Annotated in this window: 23 protein-coding genes and 1 riboswitch; of the genes, 9 read left to right on the top strand and 14 right to left on the bottom strand. The window is 62.4% G+C overall.

Annotation, left to right across the window (positions count from 1 at the left end; translation table 11 throughout):
• The first annotated feature begins 39 nt into the window (after positions 1-39).
• Both mrdA and ACQUTI_RS01990 read left to right on the top strand, forming a co-directional pair.
• Entirely contained in the window at positions 40-1,950 is a 1,911-nt protein-coding gene (mrdA, locus tag ACQUTI_RS01995) for a penicillin-binding protein 2 (RefSeq protein WP_017900544.1), read from the top strand.
• Between the two features lie 110 nt (positions 1,951-2,060).
• Complete coding sequence (locus ACQUTI_RS01990; protein ID WP_049092213.1) at positions 2,061-2,798, top strand: glutamine amidotransferase; 738 nt, start codon at positions 2,061-2,063, stop codon at positions 2,796-2,798.
• On the opposite strand, the gene pqqF is transcribed toward ACQUTI_RS01990, so the two are convergent.
• From pqqF to ACQUTI_RS01955, 7 genes are all read right to left on the bottom strand, one after another.
• On the bottom strand, positions 2,795-5,080 hold the full coding sequence (gene pqqF / locus ACQUTI_RS01985; protein ID WP_428923186.1) for a pyrroloquinoline quinone biosynthesis protein PqqF: 2,286 nt from the start codon (positions 5,078-5,080) through the stop codon (positions 2,795-2,797). The two genes, ACQUTI_RS01990 and pqqF, sit on opposite strands and share 4 nt — an antisense overlap.
• Positions 5,080-6,222, bottom strand: a complete 1,143-nt coding sequence (gene pqqE, locus ACQUTI_RS01980) for a pyrroloquinoline quinone biosynthesis protein PqqE (protein ID WP_023318333.1) — start codon at positions 6,220-6,222, stop codon at positions 5,080-5,082. The genes pqqF and pqqE overlap by 1 nt, the downstream gene beginning before the upstream one ends.
• Positions 6,209-6,487 (bottom strand): pyrroloquinoline quinone biosynthesis peptide chaperone PqqD, encoded by a 279-nt coding sequence (gene pqqD / locus ACQUTI_RS01975; RefSeq protein WP_004202592.1) that lies wholly within the window; start codon positions 6,485-6,487, stop codon positions 6,209-6,211. Before pqqD ends, pqqE begins: the two co-directional genes overlap by 14 nt.
• 2 nt (positions 6,488-6,489) lie before the next feature.
• Positions 6,490-7,245, bottom strand: coding sequence for a pyrroloquinoline-quinone synthase PqqC (gene pqqC, locus ACQUTI_RS01970; protein ID WP_004143685.1), 756 nt, complete (start codon positions 7,243-7,245; stop codon positions 6,490-6,492).
• Positions 7,239-8,165 carry a pyrroloquinoline quinone biosynthesis protein PqqB gene (gene pqqB / locus ACQUTI_RS01965; protein ID WP_064189658.1) on the bottom strand — a complete coding sequence of 309 codons (927 nt, stop codon included), beginning with the start codon at positions 8,163-8,165 and terminating at the stop codon, positions 7,239-7,241. The genes pqqC and pqqB overlap by 7 nt, the downstream gene beginning before the upstream one ends.
• A gap of 54 nt (positions 8,166-8,219) precedes the next feature.
• The gene (pqqA, locus tag ACQUTI_RS01960) at positions 8,220-8,291 is read right to left on the bottom strand and encodes a pyrroloquinoline quinone precursor peptide PqqA (RefSeq protein ID WP_002905689.1); all 72 of its coding nucleotides are present in this window, start codon (positions 8,289-8,291) and stop codon (positions 8,220-8,222) included.
• Between the two features lie 136 nt (positions 8,292-8,427).
• On the bottom strand, positions 8,428-9,447 hold the full coding sequence (locus tag ACQUTI_RS01955) for a dipeptidase (RefSeq protein WP_428923185.1): 1,020 nt from the start codon (positions 9,445-9,447) through the stop codon (positions 8,428-8,430).
• 242 nt (positions 9,448-9,689) lie between these two features.
• Here ACQUTI_RS01955 and ACQUTI_RS01950 point away from each other — a divergent pair, with 242 nt between their 5' ends.
• The 4 genes from ACQUTI_RS01950 (at position 9,690) to ACQUTI_RS01935 (ending at position 14,142) form a co-directional block, all read left to right on the top strand.
• Complete coding sequence (locus tag ACQUTI_RS01950; protein ID WP_254465539.1) at positions 9,690-10,682, top strand: alpha/beta fold hydrolase; 993 nt, start codon at positions 9,690-9,692, stop codon at positions 10,680-10,682.
• Between the two features lie 86 nt (positions 10,683-10,768).
• Positions 10,769-11,509 carry a response regulator gene (locus ACQUTI_RS01945; RefSeq protein WP_428923184.1) on the top strand — a complete coding sequence of 247 codons (741 nt, stop codon included), beginning with the start codon at positions 10,769-10,771 and terminating at the stop codon, positions 11,507-11,509.
• Positions 11,506-12,849 (top strand): sensor histidine kinase, encoded by a 1,344-nt coding sequence (locus ACQUTI_RS01940; protein WP_064177790.1) that lies wholly within the window; start codon positions 11,506-11,508, stop codon positions 12,847-12,849. Before ACQUTI_RS01945 ends, ACQUTI_RS01940 begins: the two co-directional genes overlap by 4 nt.
• Positions 12,850-12,951: 102 nt before the next feature.
• On the top strand, positions 12,952-14,142 hold the full coding sequence (locus ACQUTI_RS01935; RefSeq protein WP_254465538.1) for a cytochrome c biogenesis protein/redoxin: 1,191 nt from the start codon (positions 12,952-12,954) through the stop codon (positions 14,140-14,142).
• Positions 14,143-14,370: 228 nt separating this feature from the next.
• Here ACQUTI_RS01935 and ACQUTI_RS01930 read toward each other — a convergent pair whose 3' ends face one another.
• The 7 genes from ACQUTI_RS01930 to tenA all read right to left on the bottom strand — a co-directional run bounded on the left by ACQUTI_RS01930 (position 14,371) and on the right by tenA (position 21,774).
• Positions 14,371-15,264, bottom strand: a complete 894-nt coding sequence (locus ACQUTI_RS01930; protein WP_122542943.1) for a LysR substrate-binding domain-containing protein — start codon at positions 15,262-15,264, stop codon at positions 14,371-14,373.
• 209 nt (positions 15,265-15,473) lie between these two features.
• Positions 15,474-16,955 (bottom strand): pyridoxal phosphate-dependent decarboxylase family protein, encoded by a 1,482-nt coding sequence (locus ACQUTI_RS01925; RefSeq protein ID WP_025999270.1) that lies wholly within the window; start codon positions 16,953-16,955, stop codon positions 15,474-15,476.
• A gap of 9 nt (positions 16,956-16,964) precedes the next feature.
• Positions 16,965-18,350, bottom strand: a complete 1,386-nt coding sequence (locus tag ACQUTI_RS01920) for a diaminobutyrate--2-oxoglutarate transaminase (RefSeq protein ID WP_004202575.1) — start codon at positions 18,348-18,350, stop codon at positions 16,965-16,967.
• A 306-nt stretch (positions 18,351-18,656) separates the two neighbouring features.
• Positions 18,657-19,592, bottom strand: a complete 936-nt coding sequence (locus ACQUTI_RS01915) for an ABC transporter substrate-binding protein (protein WP_094334508.1) — start codon at positions 19,590-19,592, stop codon at positions 18,657-18,659.
• A 24-nt stretch (positions 19,593-19,616) separates the two neighbouring features.
• Positions 19,617-20,357, bottom strand: a complete 741-nt coding sequence (locus ACQUTI_RS01910; RefSeq protein ID WP_117263153.1) for an ABC transporter permease — start codon at positions 20,355-20,357, stop codon at positions 19,617-19,619.
• Positions 20,354-21,082: an ABC transporter ATP-binding protein gene (locus ACQUTI_RS01905; protein WP_043519611.1), complete on the bottom strand. Its 729-nt coding sequence runs from the start codon at positions 21,080-21,082 to the stop codon at positions 20,354-20,356. Before ACQUTI_RS01905 ends, ACQUTI_RS01910 begins: the two co-directional genes overlap by 4 nt.
• Complete coding sequence (gene tenA / locus ACQUTI_RS01900; protein WP_032456106.1) at positions 21,079-21,774, bottom strand: thiaminase II; 696 nt, start codon at positions 21,772-21,774, stop codon at positions 21,079-21,081. Before tenA ends, ACQUTI_RS01905 begins: the two co-directional genes overlap by 4 nt.
• Before the next feature lie 68 nt (positions 21,775-21,842).
• A riboswitch (TPP riboswitch) is annotated at positions 21,843-21,944 on the bottom strand.
• 220 nt (positions 21,945-22,164) lie between these two features.
• Between tenA and ACQUTI_RS01895 the strand changes: the two genes are divergently transcribed.
• The 3 genes from ACQUTI_RS01895 (at position 22,165) to ACQUTI_RS01885 (ending at position 25,421) form a co-directional block, all read left to right on the top strand.
• Complete coding sequence (locus ACQUTI_RS01895; RefSeq protein WP_048294896.1) at positions 22,165-23,286, top strand: BamA/TamA family outer membrane protein; 1,122 nt, start codon at positions 22,165-22,167, stop codon at positions 23,284-23,286.
• A gap of 18 nt (positions 23,287-23,304) precedes the next feature.
• Positions 23,305-24,249 (top strand): porin family protein, encoded by a 945-nt coding sequence (locus ACQUTI_RS01890; RefSeq protein WP_226549809.1) that lies wholly within the window; start codon positions 23,305-23,307, stop codon positions 24,247-24,249.
• 65 nt (positions 24,250-24,314) lie between these two features.
• Positions 24,315-25,421: a DUF4056 domain-containing protein gene (locus tag ACQUTI_RS01885; protein WP_057215398.1), complete on the top strand. Its 1,107-nt coding sequence runs from the start codon at positions 24,315-24,317 to the stop codon at positions 25,419-25,421.
• Positions 25,422-25,430 lie beyond the last annotated feature (9 nt).

Below are 25,430 nucleotides of genomic sequence, written 5' to 3'. Positions count from 1 at the left end.
GCCGTTGGCTTTTCCCGTGATCCAGGTGATGTACCGCTAATGCCCCTTTTGAGAGATGAAATTCGCGACCACTCCGCGGAAGAGATGCTGTTTATCCGCCGGGCCGCAATCGCCTTTCTGCTGGTGGTGGTCTGCTTTGGCGTGCTGATTTTCAACCTCTACCATCTGCAGGTGGAGCAGCACGATTTCTACCAGACCCGTTCCAACCAAAACGATATTAAAATGCTGCCCATCGCCCCCAGCCGCGGGCTGATATTCGATCGCAACGGCATACCGCTGGTGCAGAATATTACCCTGTATCGCCTGCAGGTGATCCCGAGCAAAATTCCCGATATGGCCGCGCTGCTGCAAACCCTGACGCCGATTGTCGACCTGACGCCGGACGACATCGCCAGCTTCCGCGACGATATGCACCACAGCAGCCGCTATAAAGCGGTTACCCTCAAATCCGACCTCAGCGACGTGGAGGTGGCCCGCTTCGCGGTCAACGAATTCCGTTTCCCCGGGGTGACGGTGGAGAGCTATCAGCAGCGTGAATACCCCTACGGCGCAGAGCTGGCGCACGTGGTGGGCTATGTGTCGAAAATCAACGACAGCGACCTGCAGCGGCTGGCGAAAGATGGCGAAGAGGAGAACTATGCTGCCGACCACAATATCGGCAAGCAGGGGATCGAGGGTTATTACGAAAAAGCGCTCCACGGCACCACCGGCTACCAGGAGGTGGAAGTGGACAACCACGGCCGGGTGGTGCGTCTGTTGAAAGAAGTACCGCCGGTGGCCGGGAAAAACCTCTACCTGACCCTTGACCTGCACCTGCAGCAGTATATTGAGTCGGTGCTGAAGGGGCAGCGCGCGGCGGTGGTGGTGGTCGATCCCCGGGATGGCGGGGTGCTGGCGATGGTCTCCAGCCCCAGCTATGATCCTAACCCGTTCGTCAAAGGTATCGGCTATCAGGCCTATAAATCGCTGCTGGATAACCCGGACCGGCCGCTGATCAACCGCGTCACCCAGGGGCTGTATCCCCCGGCCTCGACGGTGAAGCCCTATATGGCGCTGTCGGCGCTCTCCGCCGGCGTGATCACGCCGAACACCACCTTCTTCGGGGCGCCGACGTGGACCCTGCCGGGCACGCAGCGTCGCTACCGCGACTGGCTGAAAACCGGCCACGGCATGCTCAACGTGACCAAAGCCATTGAAGAGTCGGCGGACACCTTTTTCTACCAGGTTGCCTTCGAGATGGGCATCGACCGGATCCATGAGTGGCTGAGCAAATTCGGCTACGGCCAGTCCACCGGCATCGATCTCAATGAGGAGTATAGCGGGGTGCTGCCCAGCCGGGAGTGGAAACAGCGAGTGCATAAAAAGCCCTGGTACCAGGGGGATACCATCTCCGTCGGTATCGGCCAGGGATACTGGATCGCCACCCCCATCCAGATGGTGAAAGCGCTCACCACGCTCCTGAACAACGGTAAGGTGCAGGACCCGCATCTGCTCTATTCGATGAAGCAGGGCAATCATGTGGAACGCTATCAGCAGCCGGCGAACCTGCCGCAGGTGGGCGATCCAAAATCCCCGTACTGGGGCATTGTGCGCAACGGTATGTATGGGATGGCGAATCTGCCCAACGGCACCGGCTACAAGCTGTTCCATACCGCGCCGTACCAGATTGCGGCGAAGTCCGGGACTTCGCAGGTGTTCAGTCTGAAGCAAAACCAGACCTATAACGCCAAAATGATCCCGGTGCGTCTGCGGGATCACATCTTCTATACGCTGTTTGCCCCTTATCAGCATCCGAAGGTGGCGATGGCGCTAATCCTGGAGAACGGCGGCGGGGATGGGGTGGTGGCCGGACCGACGGCGCGCGCCATTCTGGACCATATATTTGTCCCGCAGCAGGCGCCGGCGGCCGCAGCCGACGTGCCGCAGCGGGAGAGCGCGGACGCCCAGTAAGCGGCTGGACTTATTCCGCAGGCGCATCGTTCATAGAAATTGGTTATTTGTCCCGTCATCTTCCAGGCGGCATAGTATTTTCCAGGGAACATGACGAGCGAGGAGGAAGGGTGACACGTAACCGATTATTGCTGGTTCAGACCGGGACGCCGCCGGCAGCCATCCGTGAGGAGCATGGCGATCTGCCGCGCTGGTTCCGCACGCTGCTGGCGCCGTGGCAGGCGCAGCTCACCGCGGTACGGGTGTTTGAGGACGAGCCGCTGCCGGCGCCGGATCGCCAGACGGTGGCGGTGCTGACCGGCTCCTGGGCGATGGTGACCGACCGTCTGGTATGGAGCGAACGGACCGCCGACTGGGTCCGTCAGGCGGTGGCTATCGGCATGCCGCTGTTCGGCGTTTGCTATGGCCATCAGCTGATGGCTCATGCCCTGGGCGGCGAGGTGGCGTATCATTCCGCCGGACGGGAAAGCGGCAGCCAGACCGTTTCGCTATCGCCGTGGGGTGTCGACGACCCGCTGCTGCGGGGCCTGCCGGCCGCATTTCCCGCGCATCTGAGCCATTTGCAAACCGTGACCCGTCTGCCGGAGGGGGCCACGGTGCTGGCCGCATCCTCCCACGATCCCCACCAGATCGTGCGCTACGGGCCGCACGCGGTCTCCACGCAGTTTCACCCGGAATTCACCGCGCCGATTGCCCGCTCGCTGATCCGCTACCGGGAGGCGGTGCTGCAGACGGAGGGCATCGACGCGAAGCGATTACACGATGAAGTGCAGGAGAGCCCGCAGGCCGCGGCGATCCTCTCGCGCTTCGTCAGTGCCTATCTGACCCCTGATGCCCCCGGCCATTAATCCCCGGCAGTGAACAGTACCCGCCAGCGGCGACGACGGCGGGACATCTCGTAGGCCAGGTCGTCGACCTCTTCAACGCGCAGCGCGTCAGCCGCCTGCGGCGTCAGCTCCGCTAAACCATACTTCTGACGCAGGACGGCCAGCGCTTGCGCCTCGGGCGGCGTCCGGGTGCGAACCTGTGCGGCCAGGCGCTGCTGTAGCGGCCTGAAGGTCGCTTCATCCAGCGGCGGCAGCTGGCGCAAAAAGGTGTTGCAACAGCGCAGCAGCGCCACGGCGCGGCGATCCGGGGACTGGAGCGCCATCAGCAGCCCGTCGCGATCGGCGACGCGCTGATAGCGGCAGCTCACCACATAGCCGATCTGCTGCTCCACCCGCAGGCGCTGGAAAAAGAGTGGCTCACAGCGCTGCGCCAGCACCCGCAGGGCCGCCAGCGAGGCGCCTTCCGGCAGCGGAATAAAGACCAGCAGCGCTGTATCGCCTCCGGGGAAAGTCAGCCGTTCGACGCCGCGGCGGCAGGGGCCAGAGAGGTTGCCCGGCGGGTTAACCCGGGCGCTAAGCAGGCTCAGCTGGCGCGCGATCCACTGCGCATCCTCTGCGCTGCCGCCGGTCAGGGCCGCCAGCCAACCTTCCTGATGCTCTGATGCGCCCAACCGATCGGGGAGCAAAGCCATGAGATGACGGATAGCAATACTCTCCGGCGGCGGGGCCAGCGGGGCGACCGGGAGCGCGAGCTGCCGCACAATGGCCTGCAGAATCGCCGCCGGCCGTTGGCCGGACGCTGGCCACTGCAGGAGCAACTGCCAGCTGCCGTCGACGCGATGCCACTCGCCGCGGCCCCCGGCGTGGCGCAGCGCGGCGAGCAGCGGGCGCAGCTGTTCCCCGCGCGCCAGCCCTTCGGCCAGATCGGACGAGCAGTAGAAGGGCGGTCGGAGCAGGAGCCTCGGCGGCTCGCCCGGTGACGGGAGATGGAGCAGCGGCGCAGCTTTCTCCGGGTTTTCCGCGGCGAGGCCGCCAGCGGCTTGCGGATAAAAAGCGAATTCCAGCGCCGGGTCAGAGACCGGGCGGCGCCACCACCGGCTAAGCGGCAGGCTAAAGCCCTGGGTGGCAACAGGCTCCCCTGGGGAAATGGTCTGGCAGGCCAGGCTGACCGTGGGGGCGGCCTGCAGGGCGGCGCAAAAATCGGTGAACCCGACGGGCGGCCCGCCGGGGGCAAAGCCGAATGCCCGCTGGCGCAGCTGATCGAGGGGCGACAGCGTTTGAAAACGGCGCCAGGACAGCTGATAGTAGTGTTGCTGCTGGTCTGGCGTCGTCTGCCGTAGCGCCTGCAGCCAGTGGGTTATCTGCTGGTCGACCTGTTCCGGCCGGTCGCTGGCGAAGACCAGCGCCAGCCAGCCGACGTGCCGATCCTGATACAGCCAGCTCAGCGCCACCTCTTGCGCCTGGCCACGCTGGCGCAGCCCGGACATCAGGCTGCCAGGGGCTTCATCAAGCAAAAACTCGCGCACTAACGTGACGTTGTCACTTAAGGCGATCAGCGGGCAGCGCCACAGCGCGGGCTGGCTGGAGACCGCCAGCTGCAGTGCAGTGGATTCGCCCAGGCGCAGCGGCGGCGCCGGCGGCGGAGCCTCGCCTGCGTCAAGCCCGGTGGCGAAACGGGCCGCCAGCTCGCCGAGCGCCTCCAGCGACTGCGGCCCTTGCAGCCAGAGCTGCATCCGCCGGGCGACGTAATGGGCTCGGTGAAAATCACGTAACGCCGCCTGCAGTGCAGGGAGATCGCCCGCCAGCGCGTCGGCATTGCCTACCTGAAAGCGGCGAAAGGCCGCGGGCGCGCTGGCGGCGTGGCGCACGGCGGCTTCCCGGCGCGACGGCTCATGCTGCTGGATCAGGCGGTACTCGGCGTCAATCACCGCCACTTCACGCTGAATATCTTCCCTGAGCAGCCGCGGCGCCTGCAGCATCTCCTGTAGACGCGCGACACCGTCAGCCAGACCATCGGCGGCGACCTCGAAAAAGAACGCGCTGTGGCGGGCCAGGGTGGTGGCATTCACGCTTCCGCCCTGGCGCTGCACCCAGCCCATCAGCCGGTCATCATCCCGGTAGCGCTCACCGCCGTAAAACAGCAGATGCTCCAGCAGGTGCGCCAGACCGGGAAAGCGCGATGGTTCGTGGTGGCTGCCGGCGGCGACCCGCGCCAGGGCCGCGGCGCGATCGGCATGCGGCTGATGGACCAGGGTGGCCTGCAGGCCGCCCGGCAGCGTGACGGTGCGTGTCGCCAGCGTCATTACAGGTCCCGGGTTTTGTAGATCAGCTGCGAGCGGGTACGGTTGCGGAACTGCAGCTGGCTGACTTTTATGTCGCTGCAGGCCGCTTCGCGCCGGGCGTCGAGGATTTTGTGATGATGCGGCGATTTGCTGCACACCGGGTCGGCGTTATCGGCGCTGCCGGTCAGCATAAAGGCCTGGCAGCGGCAGCCGCCGAAGTCTTTCTCTTTTTCATCACATGAGCGGCACGGCTCCGGCATCCAGTCATACCCGCGGTAGCGATTGAAGCCGAACGAGTCATACCAGATCGACTCCAGGCTCTGCTCCAGCACCGACGGAAACGCCACCGGCAGCTGACGCGCGCTGTGGCACGGCAGGGCGGTGCCTTCCGGGGTAACGCTGAGGAAAATCGATCCCCAGCCGCCCATGCAGCCTTTCGGCCGCTCTTCGTAATAGTCCGGGGTGACAAACAGCAGGTTGGTGAGATTGCCGCTGGCGGCCATTTTCTGCCGGTAGTCGGCGACCACCTGCTCGGCGCGGGCGATCTGTTCCCGGGTCGGCAGCAGCCCCTCGCGATTGAGGAACGCCCAACCGTAGAACTGGCAGGTGGCCAGCTCAACGTCATCCGCTTCCAGCTCAATGCACAGCGCGATAATTTTATCCAGCTGATCGATGTTGTGCCGGTGAAGAACGAAGTTGAGCACCATCGGGTAGTCGCGCGCTTTTACCGCCCTGGCCATCGCCAGCTTCTGCTGGAAGGCTTTTTTGTTACCGGCCAGCGCAGCGTTGAGCACCTCATCGCTGGCCTGGAAGCTAATCTGGATATGGTCCAGCCCGGCCTCGCTGAAGGCGTCAAGTTTGCTCTCCGTCAGCCCTATGCCGGAGGTGATCAGGTTGGTATAGAATCCGAGGTCGCGCGCGGCGCGGATCAGCTCTGGCAGATCTTTACGGGTCAGCGGCTCGCCGCCGGAAAAGCCCAGCTGTACGCTGCCCATCGCCCGCGCCTGGCGAAAGACCTCGATCCATTGTTCGGTGGTCAGCTCCTTGTCCTGTTGGGCGAAGTCCAGCGGATTCGAACAGTAGGGGCACTGCAGCGGGCAGCGATAGGTTAGCTCCGCCAGCAGCCACAGCGGCGGATTGACGGCGGGTTTACTCTGGCTCACGGCAGGTGATCCACTTCTGTTGACAGGCTATCTGCAGGAACTCGATGACGTCGTCATCGACGCCACCGGCTTCCGGGAAGCGTTCGTTGAGCACGGCGATAATTGCCGCGACGTCGCGCCGGCCATCGACCAGCTCGAGGATCGCCGCGGCGGTCTCATTGAGTTTGGCCATTCCCTCCGGATAGAGGATCACATGGCTCTCCTGGGCAGCTTCCCACTGCAGACGGTAGCCGCGACGAAAGGCGACGATGGAGGTTTTTTGCATGGTTACACCAGTCGGGTCGTGTGCCAGGCCGCCTTGTCGGTGACCGTATGATAGGGCGGGCGCTGCAGGGCATAGGCCATGGTCATGGCGTCAAGCATCGACCATAAAATGTCGAGCTTAAACTGCAGGATCTCCAGCATCCGGTTCTGTTTTTCAGCGCTGTCGCAGTAGGCCTTCGCCAGCGCCAGGCCATGCTCCACGTCGCGGTTGGCCTGGCTCAGACGGCTGCGGAAGTAAAAATAGCCTTCCTCTTTGATCCACGGGTAGTGCTGCGGCCAGCTGTCGAGGCGCGACTGATGGATCTGCGGGGCGAACAGCTCGGTCAGAGAGCTGCAGGCCGCCTCCTGCCAGCAGGCGCGACGGGCGAAGTTAAGATAGGCATCCACCGCGAAGCGCACGCCGGGCAAGACGTGGCGCTCGCTGAGCAGATCGTCGCGGCTCAGACCGACCGCTTCTCCCAGCCGCAGCCAGGCTTCAATCCCGCCGTCCTCGCCATGGCTGCCATCGTGGTCGAGGATCCGCTGTACCCATTTGCGCCGGGTCTGCGCGTCCGGGCAGTTGGCCATGATCGCCGCGTCTTTCAGCGGAATGGTGGTCTGGTAGTAGAACCGGTTCGCCACCCAGCCCTGAATTTGCTCGCGGGTCGCGTCGCCGTTATGCATGGCAATGTGGTAAGGGTGGTGAATATGGTAGAAGGCGCCTTTGGCCCGCAGGGCCTCTTCAAAGGCCTGCGGCGACAGCGTGTCGGTGATCAGCATGCGGTATCCTGAAGGGTGATAGCCATCCCGTCCCAGCTCACTTCAATCCCCTGTTGCGTCAGCGCCTGGCGCTGGGGAGACCGCTCGTTAAGGATCGGGTTGGTGTTATTGATATGAATAAGAATTTTACGTTTTGCCGGCAGGGAGGCCAGCAGGGCCATCATCCCGTGCTCATCACCGAGCGCCAGGTGGCCCATATCGTGGCCGGTATTGCGCCCAACGCCGGCGGCCTGCAGTTCGTCATCCTGCCAGACGGTGCCATCGATCAGCAGACAATCCGCTTTTTGCAGCCATGGCAGAATGGTCTTATCCGGTTCACCGAGCCCCGGTGCGTAGAACAGCGTCTGCCCGTTGCGGCGGTTTTCGATAAACAGCGCCACGTTATGGCCCGGCAGCGGCCGGTCGCGATACGGCGAATAGGGCGGCGCGTTGCTGGCGATAGGCACCGCGGTAAACTGCAAATCAGGACAGGCGTCAACGGTAAAAGGCTGCTGCGGCGCGATGGGGTGATGCACCAGGCCGCCGTTCCAGTGTCGAAGCATGGTAAACACCGGGAAACCGGTGGAGAGATCCTCATGGACCTCCGGGGTGCACCACACCTGGTGCGGGCAGCCTTCGCGCAGGCTCAGTAACCCGGTGGTGTGGTCGATCTGGCTGTCGGTGAGAATAATGCCGCCGATATGCGTTCCGCGCAGCACGCCGGCTTTATTTAACTCGGGCGTGTGGGCGATCTGCTGACTGATATCCGGCGAGGCGTTGCACAGCACCCACTCCTGACCGTTATCGCTGACGATGATCGACGACTGGGTGCGGGCGCTGGCCTGGATCGTGCCGTCGCGCAGACCCTGGCAGTTGGCGCAGTTGCAGTTCCATTGCGGGAAACCGCCGCCGGCGGCGGAACCGAGGACTTTAATGAACATGAAGACGGACCGGGTAATGTAAAAAGATGCCCGCGCGAACGGCGGGCGGGGCGATTAGCGGTTAGAAATGTACAGCGTCACTTCCAGACCGAGACGTAAATCGATAAAAGCAGGTTTCTTCCACATGTTTTGTTCCTCTTAAAAATAACGACAGGCCTCACGGATAATGCAGGATCTGTGACGGCCGCCGCATATTGCGCTTCACCGGGTGAGAGATCAACCCGGAATCTGTAAGGATTTAACTTTATGTTTACAATATAACCTATTGTTGCCAAACATGTTTTAATACCCGCAGCCAGTTACGCCACAGCAGCTTATCCAGCACCAATTGATCATAGCCGCTGTCACGCAAAGCATTGATTAGCAGCGGTAAGCCGGCCACATCCCCCAGCGCGTCCGGCAGGGTGACGCCGTCAAAATCCGAACCGAGGGCCACATGATCCTCACCCATTATGTTAATAAGATAGTCGATATGCCGGACGATGGTGGCGATGGGCGTGTCGCTATCGCGCCGTCCGTCGGCGCGCAGGAAGGCGTTGCCGAAATTGACGCCCACTACGCCGCCGCTGTCGCGGATCGCCCGCAGTTGCCGATCGGTCAGGTTGCGCTGCTGCGGGCACAGGGCGTGGGCATTGGAGTGGGTGGCCACCAGCGGGGCGGGGGAATGGTGGGCGGTATCCCAAAAAGCCTGTTCATTCATGTGCGAAACATCGATCTGCATCTTCAGGGCGTTGGCCTGGGCGATGAGCGCGATGCCCTCGCCGGTAAGACCCGGCCCGCTGTCCGGGCTGCCGGGAAAGGCGCCGGTGACCCCGCAGCCGAAGCGATTAGCGATATTCCAGAACAGACCGATGCTGCGCACCCCGGCGCGATAAAAGGCCTGCAGATCGTCGCCTTGGGCGTCGAACCCGCCGGCGCCTTCGATGTGCGCCACCATCGCCAGCGCCTTATCCTGACGACAGCGTTCGATATCCGCCGCGCTCAGGCACAGCCGCGCGCGGCTGGCGTCATGGGCGCAAATCGCCTTGAGAATAGCCAGCTGCTGCCAGAGGATCGTTAAGGGATCCCACGCCTGGCTGGCGTACTGCGGCGCCATACGGGCGATGTACTCCTGCGGCGGCACAAAGAGGGCGAACAGGCCGCCGGCCAGACCGCCCTGGAGAATACGCGGATAATCGAGGTGGCCGTTCTCTATCCCGGCAAAGAAGGCGGTCACCGGATCCTCGCGATGGTGAAGCCAGAGATTCAGCAGCAGGTCATTGTGACCATCAAAAATCGCCATAGCGGGCTCCTGGGTTATCAGGTGGTAAAAATGGCTGACACGGTAGCGGATTTATGCCCGGGGGCAAGCAGAAATTCACAAGCCCGCAACAATTGCCAACGTGAACGGTGTATCACACTGTATCCCGCGGCGGGTTCCTGACATTAAGAGATAAAAATGGCCCCGGTCGGGCACATGGCGGATACAAATTTCCGCTTAACTGGTCACGTACTCTCTTGATGAAGATAAAAGGTGAGAAAGCGATGAACAGATTATCCCTGATCCGGTATACCAGCGCCGCGGCGCTGGGGTTATCCACCCTGTGGTCCGCCGCCATTTGCGCCGCTGAAGACGCGGGGGCGTTCGACAAAATCCACCAGATCCACGCTGGCGATCTGAATATTGGCTACGTGGATATCGGTCCGCGGGACGGCCAGCCGGTGATTCTGCTGCACGGCTGGCCCTACGATATTCAGAGCTATGCCCAGGTGGCGCCGGCTTTAGCGCAGAAGGGTTACCGGGTGATTGTGCCGTATCTGCGCGGCTACGGCGCCACCCGTTTCCTGTCGGCGAAAACGCCGCGTAATGGTCAGCCGTCGGCGATGGCGGCCGATATTGTCCATTTGATGGACGCCCTGAACATCAGGCAGGCAGATCTGGCCGGCTTTGACTGGGGGGCGCGCACGGCGGATATCGTCGCCGCGCTGTGGCCGCAGCGGGTGAAATCCCTGGTCTCGGTGAGCGGGTATCTGATCAGCAGTCAGCAGATTGGCGAAAAACCGCTGCCGCCGCAGGCGGAGCTGTCGTGGTGGTATCAGTTCTATTTTGCCACCCCGCGCGGCGAAGCCGGTTACCGGCAGAACACCCACGACTTTGCGAAATTTATCTGGCATCAGGCGTCTCCGCAGTGGCAATTCAGCGACGCGACCTTTGCCAAAACCGCCCGGGCGCTGGATAACCCGGACCACGTGGCGATCACCATCAGCAACTACCGCTGGCGCCTGGGGCTGGAGAAGGGGGAAGCGAAGTATGCCGGCTATGAACAACGGCTGGCGGCGCTGCCGCCGATAACCGTGCCCACCATCACTCTGGAAGGGGCGAATAACGGCGCGCCGCATCCGGCTCCGGCCAGCTACCGGGCCAAATTTACCGGTAAATATGAGCACCGGGATCTGCCGGGGGCGGTAGGCCATAACCCGCCGCAGGAGGATCCGACGGCGTTTGTGCATGCGGTGGTGGACGCCGATCGGTTGTAACCCGCGACTTGCCGGCGGCGCGACGTTGCGCTTCCGGCAACACGGCTTATGCTTGTGAAGAGTTTATTTTGCCGCAGGAGCAGCCTTTGGAGCGTATTGACCACATCCTGGTCGTCGATGACGACCGCGACATCCGGGAACTGATTGTCGACTATCTGGAAAAATCGGGATACCGCGCCAGCGGCGCGGCGAACGGCAAAACCATGTGGTCGGTGCTCAAAAACCATCAAATCGACCTGATTGTGCTGGATATCATGATGCCGGGCGAGGATGGCTTAACGCTCTGTCGCCAGCTGCGCGCTAACCCGCAGCAGGACATTCCGGTGCTGATGCTCACCGCCCGCACCGACGACAGCGACCGGATCCTCGGCCTCGAGATGGGGGCGGACGACTATCTGGTGAAGCCCTTTGTGGCCCGCGAACTGCTGGCGCGCATCAAGGCCATTTTACGCCGCACCCGGGCGCTGCCGCCCAACCTGCAGATCACCGAGGCGGGCAGGCTGATCGCGTTTGGCGACTGGCTGCTCGATACCGCCGCCCGCCATCTGCTGGACGACAGCGGGGCGATTGTCGCCCTCAGCGGGGCGGAATATCGACTGCTGCGGGTGTTTCTCGACCATCCCCAGCGGGTGCTGAACCGCGATCAGCTGCTCAATCTGACCCAGGGACGCGACGCCGAACTGTTCGAACGGTCAATCGACCTGCTGGTGAGCCGACTGCGTCAGCGCCTGCGGGAGGATGCCCGGGAGCCGGCCTATATTAAGACGGTGCGCAGCGAAGGCTATGTGCTGTCGGTCCCGGTCTCCATCCGCGAGAGGCATGAATGAGGTTCTGGCCCGTCTCGCTGCAGTCGAGGCTGATGGCGCTGCTGTTTCTGGCGCTGCTGCTGGCGAACACCTTAACCCTGTCGCTGCTGTTTTATGAGCGAATGAGCAGCGCCCGCAGTGTGATGCTGGGCAATCTGGCGTCTGATGTCGCCACCAGCGTGGCGATCCTCGACCGTCTGCCGCCCGCTGAACGCCCGCAATGGCTGCCGAAGCTGGCGCGCGGCAACTACCGCTATCAGCTGGACGCCGGCGAACGCGGCGACTACCCGGACAGCTGGCGCGCCCGGGACGCGGCGCGCTCCCTGCAGGAGGCGCTGAGCGCGCAATATCCGGTGAGTATTGTGGCGATCCCCGGTCCGCGTCAGCATATCCAGGCCCATATTACCCTCCACGATGGCGCCCCCTTGACCCTCGACCTGTGGCCAAAGCTACCGCCCATCGCCCGCTGGCTACCGGTGGTGCTGATCGCTCAGTTTGTCCTCCTGCTGGCCTGCGCCTGGTACGCGGTTCGCCAGGTACTGCTGCCCATCACCCGTTTTACCCATGCGGTGAATGCGCTTGAGCCGGCCAGCGACACGGCGGGAACCATGGCCGAGCAGGGGCCGGAGGAGGTGCGCCGTGCCGCCCGCGCGTTTAATGCGATGCAGACCCGCATCCACGATCATCTGCAGGAGCGGGCGCGGATCCTCGCCGCCATCTCCCACGATCTGCAAACGCCGATCACCCGGATGAAGCTGCGGGTGGAGATGGCCGACCAGCCGGAACTGCGCGACAAACTGCTGCAGGATCTCGACAATATGACCCGCCTGGTGCGCGAAGGTATCGCCTTCGCCCGCACCTCGCAGCCGCTGGCGGAGGCGCGCCAGCGGCTGAACCTTGACGCCTTTCTCGACAGTATCGCCTGCGATTATGCCGACGTTGGCCGGCCGGTGCGGTTTTGCCCCGAGGAGAGCGCCGGGGTGGTGTGGATCCCACCGCAGGCCCTGCGCCGGGTGATGACTAACCTTATCGATAACGGGCTGAAATTCGGCGCCACGGTAACGGTAACCCTGACCCGCGACGCCGCCGGGGATATCACTATCCATGTGCTGGATGAGGGGCCGGGGATCCCTGAGGCGTCGCTGCAGGCGGTGCTGCAGCCCTTTTTTCGCCTGGAGGACTCGCGCAATCGCGATACCGGCGGCACCGGTCTGGGACTGGCGATCGCCGCGCAGCTGGTCAGGCAGATGAACGGCACGCTGCGCCTGTCCAACCGCCCGCAGGGCGGCCTGGACGCCAGCGTGCGTCTCGCCGCGCAGGGATTGTATCCTGCTGTATCTCCGGCGCAGTTGGAAAACTAAGCCGACAATTCTCCCGCTTTCCTGACACATCCGCCCTACATCTCCTTGCTGTAATGTCGTGGCTGCCACTCCCGGCAGCGACGACACAATGAGGAGAAGGCGATGTCGATATTAATTGCATTTTTCGGCGGGATGTTAACCCTACTGAGCCCCTGTACGCTGCCGGTGATCCCGCTGCTGTTCGCCAGCGTCCGGGGCCGCCGGGGGCAGCTGGCGATCATGCTGGCGGGAATGGCGCTGATGTTCGGCGCTGTCTCGTGGCTGGTGACGGTCGCCAGCGGCTGGGTGGTCAATCTGACTCTGGTTGGGCGCAGCCTGGCGCTGGCGTTCTTCGCCCTTGTCGGGCTGAGTCTGCTTTCGCAGCGCATCGCACAGCGGCTGACTTCACCGCTGGTGGCGCTGGGGAATCAGCTTAACGACGCCAGCTCACGCCAGCGCGGCTGGATCGGTTCGTTGCTGGCCGGGCTGGCGGTGGGGCTGCTGTGGGCGCCGTGCGCCGGGCCGGTACTGGGGGCGATACTGAGCCTGGGCTTTGTGCATCCGGGCCAGGCGACCACCGGCGGGTTGCTGCTGGCCTACGGCAGCGGCGGGGCGGTGATGTTATTCCTGCTCGGGTGGTGCGGCGCGGCGTTGATTGCCCGTCTGCGTCGCGGGCTGGCGTTCGGCGAACGGCTGCGCCGGCTGGCGGGGGTGGCGATGCTGGCCTCGGTGGCGCTGATCGCCAGCGGCGGCGACCGCTATTTGCAAAGCGCGGGAGGGTGGAGTCAGGCGCTGGAGCAGCGGCTGGCCGCCCGTCTGCCGCAGCCGACGCAGAAAACGGTTCTGCAACCGATCGCTATGCCCGAGCCCAGCAGCGCCATGCCTTCGCTGGTGGGGGGCAGCGCATGGCTCAATAGCCCGGCGTTAACCCCGGAGCGTCTGAAGGGCAAAGTGGTGCTGGTGGATTTCTGGACCCGGGAGTGCATCAACTGCCAGCATACCCTGCCTTACGTGCGCGACTGGGCGAACAAATACCGCGCGGCCGGGCTGGTGGTGATTGGCGTGCATACTCCTGAATATCCCTGGGAGCGTTCGCTGCCGATGCTGCGCCAGGCGGTGAAGGAGTGGCGAATAACCTACCCGGTGGTAGCGGATAATGAGTACAGCATCTGGAACGCCTTCGGCAATCAATACTGGCCGGCGCATTACATTTTCGACGCTCGCGGGCAGCTTCGCTATACCGCCTTCGGCGAAGGGGATTATGCCCGCCAGGAGCAGGTGATCCAGCAGCTGTTGCAGGAGAGCAGAGCCTGACCCGCGGCGCAGGCCTCTGGCGGATGGATCCCTCCAGGCCTTATACCTGATGCCGGGCGGCGCTGCGCTTGCCCGGCCTACGGGAGCGCGTAGGAAGAATGTAGGCCCGGTAAGGCGCAGCCGCCACCGGGCACTGAAGCGGGAACGGCGCAGAATACCCCTTGCCGGTGACTGCCGAACGGTTCCCTCTCCCTTCGGGAGAGGGTTAGGGGAGTTATCGTGACACTGTCACCTTTCAACCCACTCCTGTAGGGCCTCGGTCATCAGTTCGCCGAGCAGCGCGACCGCGGCGGAATGGGGTTCCTGACGCGGGGTTTGTTGCAGACTGACGGCCAGACTGCCAGGGGATGGCAGCAGTCCGCCGGCGGGGCGCAGATTGCCGGGCATGCCGATGCGGGTGCGAACCGTCAGCCCCAGGCCAGCCTGCACCGCCGCCCAGATGCCGCTCAGGCTGTGGCTGACGAACACCACCTGCCAGGGGATCCCAGCGGCATCGAGACAGGCAATGGCGCGGGAACGCATCAGGCACGGGCTGTCGAACATCACCAGCGGCAGCGGCTCGCCGGACGCCAGCAGCGCGCGAACGTCAAAGTCAGGATGCGCAATCCACGCCAGCGGACAGCGGCCCAGCCGCGGACCCTGATCTTCGGTTTGCCACAGCAGCGCCAGATCCAGCGTCTCCTCCGCCAGCGCCTGGCGCAGCGGACTATTGCGATCCACCCTCGCGACTATCCGTACCTGCGGATGGTGGCGGGTAAACTGCCCAAGGATCCCCGGCATCAGCGATTCGCCAAAATCTTCCTGCATGCCAAGGTGAATTTCGCCGGTGAGCCGCTCGCCCTGCAGCGCGCGCAGGGTTTCATCATTGAGCGCCAGCAGCCGTCTGGCGTAGCTCATTAACTTTTCGCCTTCCGCGGTCAGCGCCAGGTGCCGCCCCTGCTTAACCACCAGCGCGGCGCCGCACTGGCCCTCCAGCTTTTTAAGCTGGGCGCTGACGGCGGAGGTGGAGCGCGCCAGACGCTGCGCCGCCAGGGCGAAGCTGCCGCACTCCATGCCGGTCACAAAGCTGCGCAGGGCGTCGAGATCGAGGCCGGGTAAGCGTTTTTCCATTATCATCCTTATTACCGGGACGTTAGATTCTGGCGATTGCCATTATCGGGACCATACTGTGGCATCGCGGCGGGCAGGCGTCAACGGACCTACGGCGAGAAGCGTAGAAGCGCGTCGGTAGCGCAGGCGGGCATAAAAAAGCCGATAAGAGAACTTATCGGCTTAGTGCAGGCTGGGCTGGCCGCTGAGCGGGGCGACAGGCGCCGCCTCGCTCAGGCAGATTATTGCGCCAGCAGCTCCTGAGCGGTGCGCTCCACCAGGCTCAGCAGGACCTTCACATCATCCAGCGTCACCACCGGGTTCAGCAGGGTCAGCTTCAGGCAGGTAACGCCGTTGTGCTCGGTCACGCCGACGTTAGCGCGGCCGGAAGCCAGCAGGGCGTCGCCGACGCGCTGGTTGAGCAGGGCAATTGCCGCCGCGTCGCTCTGCGCCATCTGCGCCGGACGGGAACGGAACAGCACGCTCGCCAGCTGCGGCTGCATCACCAGCTCCAGCGTCGGCTGAGACTTCACGTACTCCGCGACGTTTTTCGCCATGGTGACGCCGTGATCGATGATCGCCGCATACTGCTTCTGGCCCAGCGCTTCGAGGCCCATCCACAGCTTCAGCGCATCGAAGCGGCGGGTGGTCTGCAGCGATTTGGACACCAGGTTCGGCACGCCGTGTTCTTCATCGAACTCGGAGTTGAGATAGGCCGCCTGATAACGCATCAGCTCGTAATGGCGGGCATCCTTCAGCAGGAACGCGCCGCAGCTGATGGTCTGGAAGAACTGCTTGTGGAAGTCCAGGGTAACGGAATCCACCAGCTCCAGACCGTCAAGATAGTCGCGATACTGCTCAGACAGCAGCAGCGCGCCGCCCCAGGCTGCGTCAACGTGCAGCCAGATCTGATGCTCCGCGGCGATACCGGCGATGTCGCGCAGCGGGTCGATAGCCCCCGCGTCGGTGGTCCCGGCGGTGGCGACGATCGCCATGATCTGCTCGCCGTTAGCCTGCGCTTGCGCAATCTTCGCCTGCAGATCGGCCACGTCCATCCGCGCGAATTCGTCGGTTTTCACCAGCGTGACCGAGCGGTAGCCGAGCCCCATCAGCGCCATGTTCTTCTGCACCGAGAAGTGGGCGTTTTCGGAGCACAGTACTTTGTACTTGCGGATATCCCCCGGCAGCCCATCCTGCTGGATGGAGTGTCCCTGACGGGCGAAGAAGGCGTCGCGCGCCAACATCAGCCCCATCAGATTGCTCTGGGTGCCGCCGCTGGTGAAGACGCCGGCGTCGCCTGCCGGATAGCCGACCCGGGCGCGCAGCCACTCGATCAGCTTCATCTCAATGATGGTCGCCGACGGGCTCTGGTCCCAGGAGTCCATGCTCTGGTTGGTGGCGTTGATCAACACTTCCGCCGCCTGGCTAATCACCAGGCTCGGGCAGTGCAGGTGCGCCACGCACTGCGGGTGATGCACCGACAGACTGTCTTTCAGGAAGTACTCGATTGCACGGTCAATCGCCGCCTGGTTACCCAAACCCTGTTCGTTAAACTCAAGGGAGATACGCTCACGCAGTTCGTCAACGCTTTTCCCCTGATACATCTCAGGTTGCTTCAGCCACTGCACAACGGCCTGACTGGTCTGCTCGATAACCTGCTGATAGGCCTCAACGCTCTGCGCCGAACCAGCAAGAATCGGATTCAATGTGGACATGGTGGTCACTTACTCCACTCAGACCGGTTTTACGCCGGCGGCCAGCAGGGCCTGTTCAAATTTGTCGAGGAACACATCCAGTTCCGCGTTGCTGATCAGCAGGGACGGCAGCAGGCGCAGCACGCAGCCGTGACGGCCACCGCGCTCCAGAATCAGGCCCGCTTCAAAGCATTTCTTCTGCAGCAGGGCGGAGAGTTCGCCGTCAGCCGGGTAGCAACCCATGTGATCCTGCGCTTCGTTCGGCTTGACGATTTCGATACCGATCATCAGACCGAGACCGCGAACGTGGCCGATTACCGGGTAGCGTTTCTGCAGCTCGGCCAGTTTGCCTTTCAGCCACTCGCCCTGGGCGGCGACTTTGTCGGCAATCTTGTTGTCGCGCAGATGACGCAGGGTGGTCAGGCCGGTAGCCATCGCCAGCTGGTTGCCGCGGAAGGTGCCGGTGTGGTGACCTGGTTCCCAGGCGTCGAACTGCTTTTTAATGCCCAGCACCGCCAGCGGCAGACCGCCGCCAACCGCTTTCGACATCACGATGATGTCCGGCTGAATACCGGCGTGTTCGAAGGCGAAGAATTTACCGGTACGGGCAAAGCCAGCCTGCACTTCATCGACGATCAGCAGAATGCCGTGCTCTTCGGTCACTTTGCGGATGCGCTGCAGCCACTCGACCGGCGCCGGGTTCACGCCGCCTTCGCCCTGAACGGCTTCGAGGATAACCGCCGCCGGTTTACGGACGCCGCTCTCCACGTCGTTGATCAGGTTTTCGAAGTAGTAGGTCAGGGCTTTCACGCCGGCTTCGCCGCCGATGCCCAGCGGGCAACGATACAGGTGCGGGTAAGGCATAAACTGGACTTCCGGCATCATGCCGTTGACCGCCGCTTTCGGCGACAGGTTGCCGGTGACCGACAGCGCGCCGTGGGTCATCCCGTGATAGCCGCCGGAGAAGCTGATCACCGCGGAACGGCCGGTGTATTTTTTCGCCAGCTTCAGCGCCGCTTCCACGGCGTCAGCGCCGGAAGGACCGGTGAACTGCAGGCAATACTCTTTCCCTTCGCCCGGCAGGCAAGAGAGCAGGTATTCGGAGAAACGATCTTTTAACGGGGTAGTCAGATCGAGAGTATGTAACGGCAAGCCGCTGGTAATGACACTTTGGATGCTCTGCAATACATCAGGGTGGTTGTGGCCCAGAGCGAGAGTACCGGCGCCGGCGAGGCAGTCCAGGTACTGTTTGTTATCCGCATCCGTCAGCCACACGCCTTCAGCTTTAGTGATAGCCAGCGGTAACTTACGCGGGTAACTCCTGACATTCGATTCAAATTCGGCCTGACGGGCCAAAAAGGTTTCGTTGTTTGCGTCTAATAAATCAGCACGTAAAGTATCAATACGGACTTTATCCGTCATCATATCACTCCCACAACCAGCATTGCGGTTGAACGCTGGTTGAATAATTGGTGTAAGGAATTGAATTGGCATTCATAAAGCGCGCACAATATATGGCTTTTTAAATCCGCATTCAACGTTTTATTGATTGCGTTATTTTGACGCTATTCTTACCGGGGTAAAAATTAACATAACCTGCTGAATTATAATAAAACAACCCAAGGTAACGATAACCCTTTAAAGTGTAATTATTAGTGAGAAAGTCTCTATATTTTTATTGCCGCTGCGTTAAAGCGCTGACGGAAAGCCTTCCGTCAGCGATAGCAAGAGTCAATGCAGCTCAACCGCATAATTTGTTAAAGGTGTAACTTTTTTCACCAACTTATTGTTATATAAAAACTGTTCGTAAGTGTCATAGCGCGCTTTATCCAGCGCCGCCGGATCGGTGGCGAACAGCGGCACGGTTTGCAGCCACGCCTGATGGTTAAGCTCGGTCTTCAGCTCCGGGTGGGCGGCGGCGAACGCCTCCCAGCTCTCCTGCGGATGGGCGCGCAGGTAGCTGACCCCGGCCTGCAGGGCGGTGAGGAATTTACGGATTTTCGCCTCATGAATCGCGTCGCGGTGGGCGACAATCACCAGCTCGTCATAGGCCGGCACGCCGTAATCTTCGACGTTCATCACTACCGGCGTTTTGCCCTGCAGCTTCAGCTCCTGCGCTTCTATATTACGATAGCCGCCGATGACCGCGTCCACCTGGCCCGCCAGCAGAGCGCTGGTCAGCTGAAAATTGACGTTGACCAGCTTGATACTGGCCGGATCGATCCCCGAATGCTGCGCCATGGTCGCCAGGGTGGCCTGCTCAATGCCGCTGACCGAGTAACCCACCTTCCTGCCTTGCAGATCCGCCGGGGTTTTGATCTGCTTATCGAGGGCGATCACCGTATTCAGCGGCGAGTTGATCAGGGTGCCCACGCGCACCAGCGGTAACCCTTCGTCAGCGAAGAAGTGCACCTGCGGCTGGTAGGTGATGGCCAGGTCTGCCTGACGGGCGGCCACCATACGGGGCGGCAGCGCCGGATCCGACGGAGGGACAATCTTGACGTCCAGACCCTGGGCCTTAAAGGCGCCGATCTGCTCGGCCACCATAATCGGCGCATGGTCGGGGTTAATATACCAGTCCAGCACCAGGGTGAGCGGTTCATTGGCCAGCGCGTGACCGCTGAGCAGCGTCGTCAGGGTTGCCCCGGCGAAAAGCGACGTTTTCATCTGTTTTCCTTTATTACTTCATGATTATTCCGGCGACCAGTCGATCAGCCGGTGCAGCAGGGTGTCTACCGCCAGCCACAGGAAGAGGGTCAGCAGCACTAAAATAAACAGCGCGGCGAAGCAGATATCGGTTTGCAGCCGCGCGTTGGCATTGAGCATGACGTAGCCCAGTCCCTCGGCGGAGCCGACCCATTCGCCGATAATGGCGCCGATGGGGGCCACCGCCGCCGCCATGCGCAGGCCCGAGCCCAGCGCCGGCAGGGCGGCCATCAGGCGGACATGCCGTAGCTGAGCGCCAAAGGAGGCGTTCATGCTGCGCGCCAGATCGAGATAGTCGTGGTTGACCCGTCGCAAGCCGTCAAAGAAGGCGGAAGTGACGGGAAAGAAAATCACCAGCACCGCCATCGCCACTTTGGCGCTCATGCCAAACCCCAGCCACAGCACCAGCAGCGGGGCGAGGGCAAAGACCGGGATCGCCTGGCTGGTGAGCACCAGCGGCATCAGCCAGCGCTGCAGGCGCGGGGAGAGGATCATGCCCAGCGCCAGCGTGACGCCGAGCGCCACCCCCAGCGCCAGGCCGCTGAGGATCTCGCTGAGGGTAATCAGCGTGTGCCAGCCGAGATAGGCGCGATTGACCCACAGCGCCTCGGCGACCGCCGCCGGGGAGGGTAAAAGAAAGCGCGGAATGCCGCTGCGGCTGGCCAGCCCCCAGAGAAGCATCAGTCCGCAGAACACCATGGCGCCGCGCCAGAGACGTCCGCTCATGAGTGGGCCCTCATCAACTGCTGCAGCAGCGCCGCCTGGGCGTTCAACAGCTCGGGCGCGTCCGGCGCGCGCGGCGGCGCGCCGGTGAGGTGATGGCTGTCGTCGATCTCCCCGTCGGCGGCCGAGAGGACCAGCAGACGGTGGCTCAGCCGGCAGGCTTCCAGCGGATCGTGGGTGATCAGCACCACCGTCCGCCCCGCCAGCAGAGTGGCCGCGAGGGTCTGAATGCGCGTGCGGGTGAGGGTGTCCAGCGCCGAGAAAGGCTCATCCATTAGCACGATGGGCCGGTCCTCATACAGGGTGCGGGCCAGCGCGGCGCGCTGACGCATCCCGCCGGAGAGCGTCGCCGGCCGGGCGTCGGCGCACGAGGCGAGCTCCACCTGTTCCAGCAGGGTGGCGACCCGGGCGTGATCCACTTTCTCACCGCGCAGCCGCGCGCCGAGGGCGACGTTCTCCCGAACGCTCAGCCAGGGGTAAAGCAGATCTTTCTGCCCCATCCACGCCAGGCGGCCGGGTATCGGCTTGCCGTCGCTGGCGACCACTTCCCCGCAGGTGGCGGGGGCCAGGCCGGCCATGACCCGCAGCAGGCTGGTTTTTCCGGCCCCGCTGGCGCCGAGCAGCGACACCCACTGGCCGCCGGGGACCGTCAGCGACAGATTGTCGAACAGGCGGCGGTCGCCGAAATGGAGGCTCAGATTGCGGACCTCGATACCTGGCGCCGTCACGCTCGGGACTCCGCCGCGGCGTTGAGCCCCATCTGCCAGAACTGCGCCTCAAGGCGGGTGGCGGTGGTGAAGATGTCGCTCAGTTCAGTGATTCGGGACTCGCTTCCACGCTGTTGCCACACGGTCTCCAGCAGCGCCAGCGCGGCGCTGACGCCCTGCAGATAGCCTTCATCGCCGTAGTTGCGGATCCACGAGGCGTAAGGATTGTCGTCCAGTCGGGTGGTGGGGTGATGCAGCAGGCCCAGACCGATTTCGGCGTAACCCGCTACGCAGGGCATCAGAGCGACCAGCAGATCCAGCGCGTCGCCTGAATGGCCGATATCCAGCACGTAGCGGGTATAATTGATGGTTTCCGGCGCTTCGGGCTGGGCGGCCATCTCCGGTTCGCTAATGCCCCACTGGGCACAGTAGCCGACGTGCAGCGGCACTTCGTTAAGAATGGCGTTCATGGAGGCGGCCGCGGCGCGCATCTCCGGCAGCGTGCGCAGTTTACTCACCAGCAGCGCGTAGCTGCGGGCGAAATGGATCAGAAACAGATAATCCTGGGTCAGATAGCGACGAAATGCGCTTTCAGCAAGGGTGCCTTCGGCGAGCTGCCGGACGAAAGGGTGCGCCACATAGTGCTGCCAGTCAGCGGCGGCCAGCTGGCGTAAACGGCCATAAAGACCTTGGCTAAACGCGGGAACAATCACAGGACCTCCAGTTGTGCAGGGGAGATCCGGGCGTGCAGGGGTGTGAACAGGCAATGGCGGTAATGCTGGCAAAATTGCCGACCCGTCCCTTCGCTGGCATGACCCAGATCAGGTTCAAAGGGTTCGGCTTGCGCCATCTCAGCCCTCACGGGACACCCCTCGGTAGCGCTATGTTATACGACATTCACCTTATGAATACAATCATCGCGCCGTCCGGCGGAGCGAAGGCGGCTTTCTGTGACGGCCAGCTCTTTTTTGTCCAAAAATACCCAAAAAACAGGCCACTGCGCGTTGGTGAGGGTTCTCCGGTTACGTTATATTTTCCTTATTCCGTTGTAATAATCCTGTTCGCCACGCGTGTCGTGCGCGCCCCAACGCCCTGGAGTGAGCATGAAATTCCCGCTGTCCACGCTGGCGCTTCTGTTCCTGTTGTGCCCGCCTGGCGATGCCGCCGATCTGTTCGATGCGGAAGATGGCATGCTCGACATGAGTCAGTATCTGGCAGAAAACCGTTACGGTTTTCTGCCGGTGCCGCTGGCGATAACCGAGCCGGCCATCGGCTATGGTGGCGGACTGTTTGGCCTGTTTTTACACGGCAAAGGTAGCCGGGAGGGCGGGCAGTTTATTCCTCCGCCGCTCACCGCTTTTGGCGGGGCCGCCACGCAGAATGGCACCTGGTTTATTGGCGGCGGTCATCGTCACACCTGGCAGCATGATCGCATTCGTTACCTGGCGGGCGCCGGCTACGCTAACGTCAATCTGGATATCTATTCCGGCGATACTGGCGACTTCAGCCATGCTAAACCGGTGCAGACGCAGACCAAAGGCGTCGCCGCGCTGCAAAAGCTGCTGTTTCGCCTGGGCGACACGCCGGTGTTCCTCGGAGCCTCCCAGGTGTATGCCCGGGCGGATGTCTCTACCGATAATCCACGGCTCAACCGGGTGTGGCAGCAGGTGCTCGGGCAAAACAGCACCTCTTCGGCGCTGGGGGTGGTGGCGGAATATGACACTACCGATAATATTTTCTATCCTCAGAGTGGGTTAGCGCTGAAGGGGGAATATCGGTTTTTCCGTTCGCTGCTCGGGGGCGATTATCACTACAACACTTTTTCGCTGGACGGAAAGGTGTTTATTCCGCTCAGCCAGACGCTGACCCTGGCGGTCGCGGGCAATTATCAGTCCTTAACCCACCATGATAAGCATCTGATGCCGATGGCGCGTCCTTATATCGCGTTGCGCGGGATTTCGCGCTACCGCTATCAGGGCGACTACGTGGCCACGGCGCAAACCCAGCTGGCCTGGGCGGTTACTCCGCGCTGGATCCTGCAGGGATTCGTTGGCGCCGGGAGCGCCGCTGACGCGGCGGATACGCTATGGGAAGAGTCAGAGGTGGCATGGGGGGCCGGTTTTCGATACCTGATCGCGCGACAGTACGGTTTACGTACCGGGATTGACGTGGCGTTCAGCGAGCATGAACAGGCGGTCTATTTCAATGTCGGTTCGGGTTTATAACTACACATGAGAACAAAAATGAGATCATCCGGCGCGGTGTTAACGCTGCTGTTAGCGGCCTGGGGCACGTCGGCTGCGGAGCCGGACGAGAGCGACAGCTATTTTCCGATCTGGGGCGAGGAGGCTCGCGCCAGGGGATATTCCATTCCGTTACCTTACGGCGTCAACCTGAGCTATATGAATATCCGACAGGATATCATGGTCGACAGTATTACCTTTTCCGGGCTTAAGCTCGGCAACCATCCCATTCCCAGCGATATGTTTGCCATCGATGCCGGGCACACCCGCGAGAAGAGCAAAACCGAAAACCTGCGCCTTGATATGTGGGTCTTTCCGTTCCTCAACGTATACGGACTGGTGGGGCATACCCGCGGGTCGTCCGTCTCGCAGGTCTCAGTGGATTCAGAACCGTCGCAGTTTCGCGGTCTGGACCGGGTCATCGCCGGCGCGGTTCATCAGCTTTATCAAAGCGGAAAGCTGCAGAATATTGATTTTACACTTGATTTTAAAGGCACCACCTGGGGGACCGGCTTTACGCTCGCCGGCGGCTACGGCAACTGGTTTGGGTTGGTGGATACTAACTACACCCGCACCGACTTCGATATCCTCGACGGCAGCATTTCGGCGGTCACCGTCTCGCCGCGCGTCGGCTACCGCTTCAGTTTTCAGGGGATCGACGGGCCGTCCCATCTCAGCCTGTGGGTCGGCAGCATGTATCAGGACGTGCAGCAGGAGTTTAAGGGCGATCTCGCCGACCTGCACATGCCGCCAGAGCTGCAGCCCCTAATTGCCGCGGTCAATAAAGACGGCGAGGGCAAATTCGACGTTAAGCAAAAGCTGACCTCGCCGTGGAATATGCTGATTGGCGCCCAGTATGAAGTCACCAAAAACTTTAACGTGCTGACTGAATTCGGTTTTAACGACCGCAATAGCTTCTTTGTCTCCGGTGAATACCGCTTTTAACTAAACCTGCAGGCGCCGTCTGCCGGTAAGATGCGCGTTCTTTTGTTGCTGTGGAGAGGCTGTTGATGCGTAAAGCCTTATGGCTGTTATTCGCGCTGGCGCTGCCGGCGCTGGCGCAGGACCCGGTATTGCCCGCGGTGACGGCGATCCATCCGGTGCCCACCCTGGGCGAGCTGTCGCCGCCGGAATCGCTGCGGCCATGCTGCGCCTTTGGTTACGACCTGCACGTGCGGGCGGTGGGCATCCCCATCCCGGTGTACCAGATTGGTAACGTGCTGACTCTGGATTCTCTGGGCAAGCACCATTACAACGACAGCGCGCTCGGGGCGGTGAAAAATCTGCTGGGACTGAGCGAGGAGCAAAACGGGCTTATTTATACCCGTCGCGGCGGGTTTATCGATATTGCCCATGTGCGCGACACGGCGGATTACACCTTTTATCTGTTCAATCGCATTTCGCCGACGCTGGGCCAGGCGGGGCGCATATTCTACAGCGAAGAGCTGGGGGTGCGCCGCGTTCAGCTGAATGCCTTTACGCCGCCGCCGGGCGTCAGGCAGCGCTATCAGCTGGCGGCCTGGCTCGCCGGGCATCTGGCCTTCGAAATCGCCCAGTGGCATGAGATCGCCCAGTGGTATGGCTTCCAGTCGGTGCCGGGGTTTTCTGAGGAGATCTCCGCGTTTTCGCCGGAAGATCTCTATTCCAATTTACTGGGCGCCAGGCTGGCGATTAACGTCATCCTTAGCGGCCATGGCGGGTCAGTGGAAGCGTATAATCAGGCCATGGAGGCGGCGCTGAAAAAGGCGCTGACCCGGCTGATGGTGGCCACGCGAGGGGAGACGGAAGCGATGTTCCAGCGGATAGATGGCGACTGGTGGAACAGTCGCCGACGGGTGCCGGATAAGTTTCTGGTGCTGAAGCGTAATTACGACCTGCAGGAAAACCGGCTGCCGACGCCGGTCCCTTTCGAAACCATGCCGCCATATCGCCTGACCATGCCGTCGCAGGTGGCGGGATTCCGCTTGCGCGACCTCGGCGAGCTGCAGATCTACCCGGGGCACGATATGCAGGCTCTACCGGCGCCCGAGCAATACTATGGCGCCGCAGCGTTTCAGGGGCTGGCCGAGCGCGCCCGCGAGGCCGATAAAACCCAGCTGGCGCGCATTGAAAAGTAGCGTGGAAGG

This window comes from Klebsiella sp. 7-CIP_Kleb. (assembly GCF_050378655.1).
Taxonomy (GTDB): domain Bacteria; phylum Pseudomonadota; class Gammaproteobacteria; order Enterobacterales; family Enterobacteriaceae; genus Klebsiella; species Klebsiella quasipneumoniae.
Note: the sequence above shows the minus strand (reverse complement) of the source record. Positions and strands in the feature narration are given on the sequence as shown.

Bases quoted from the DNA above. Each gene is read 5' to 3' on its own strand.
- ACQUTI_RS01950 (WP_254465539.1), top strand. From the start codon at position 9,690: ATGAACAGATTATCCCTGATCCGGTATACCAGCGCCGCGGCGCTGGGG.
- pqqD (WP_004202592.1), bottom strand. From the start codon at position 6,487: ATGCAAAAAACCTCCATCGTCGCCTTTCGTCGCGGCTACCGTCTGCAG.
- pqqF (WP_428923186.1), bottom strand. From the start codon at position 5,080: ATGACGCTGGCGACACGCACCGTCACGCTGCCGGGCGGCCTGCAGGCC.
- mrdA (WP_017900544.1), top strand. From the start codon at position 40: ATGCCCCTTTTGAGAGATGAAATTCGCGACCACTCCGCGGAAGAGATG.
- ACQUTI_RS01895 (WP_048294896.1), top strand. From the start codon at position 22,165: ATGAAATTCCCGCTGTCCACGCTGGCGCTTCTGTTCCTGTTGTGCCCG.
- ACQUTI_RS01910 (WP_117263153.1), bottom strand. From the start codon at position 20,357: ATGAGCGGACGTCTCTGGCGCGGCGCCATGGTGTTCTGCGGACTGATG.
- ACQUTI_RS01915 (WP_094334508.1), bottom strand. From the start codon at position 19,592: ATGAAAACGTCGCTTTTCGCCGGGGCAACCCTGACGACGCTGCTCAGC.
- ACQUTI_RS01940 (WP_064177790.1), top strand. From the start codon at position 11,506: ATGAGGTTCTGGCCCGTCTCGCTGCAGTCGAGGCTGATGGCGCTGCTG.
- ACQUTI_RS01920 (WP_004202575.1), bottom strand. From the start codon at position 18,350: ATGATGACGGATAAAGTCCGTATTGATACTTTACGTGCTGATTTATTA.
- ACQUTI_RS01935 (WP_254465538.1), top strand. From the start codon at position 12,952: ATGTCGATATTAATTGCATTTTTCGGCGGGATGTTAACCCTACTGAGC.
- ACQUTI_RS01955 (WP_428923185.1), bottom strand. From the start codon at position 9,447: ATGGCGATTTTTGATGGTCACAATGACCTGCTGCTGAATCTCTGGCTT.
- pqqB (WP_064189658.1), bottom strand. From the start codon at position 8,165: ATGTTCATTAAAGTCCTCGGTTCCGCCGCCGGCGGCGGTTTCCCGCAA.
- ACQUTI_RS01890 (WP_226549809.1), top strand. From the start codon at position 23,305: ATGAGATCATCCGGCGCGGTGTTAACGCTGCTGTTAGCGGCCTGGGGC.
- pqqC (WP_004143685.1), bottom strand. From the start codon at position 7,245: ATGCTGATCACCGACACGCTGTCGCCGCAGGCCTTTGAAGAGGCCCTG.
- ACQUTI_RS01885 (WP_057215398.1), top strand. From the start codon at position 24,315: ATGCGTAAAGCCTTATGGCTGTTATTCGCGCTGGCGCTGCCGGCGCTG.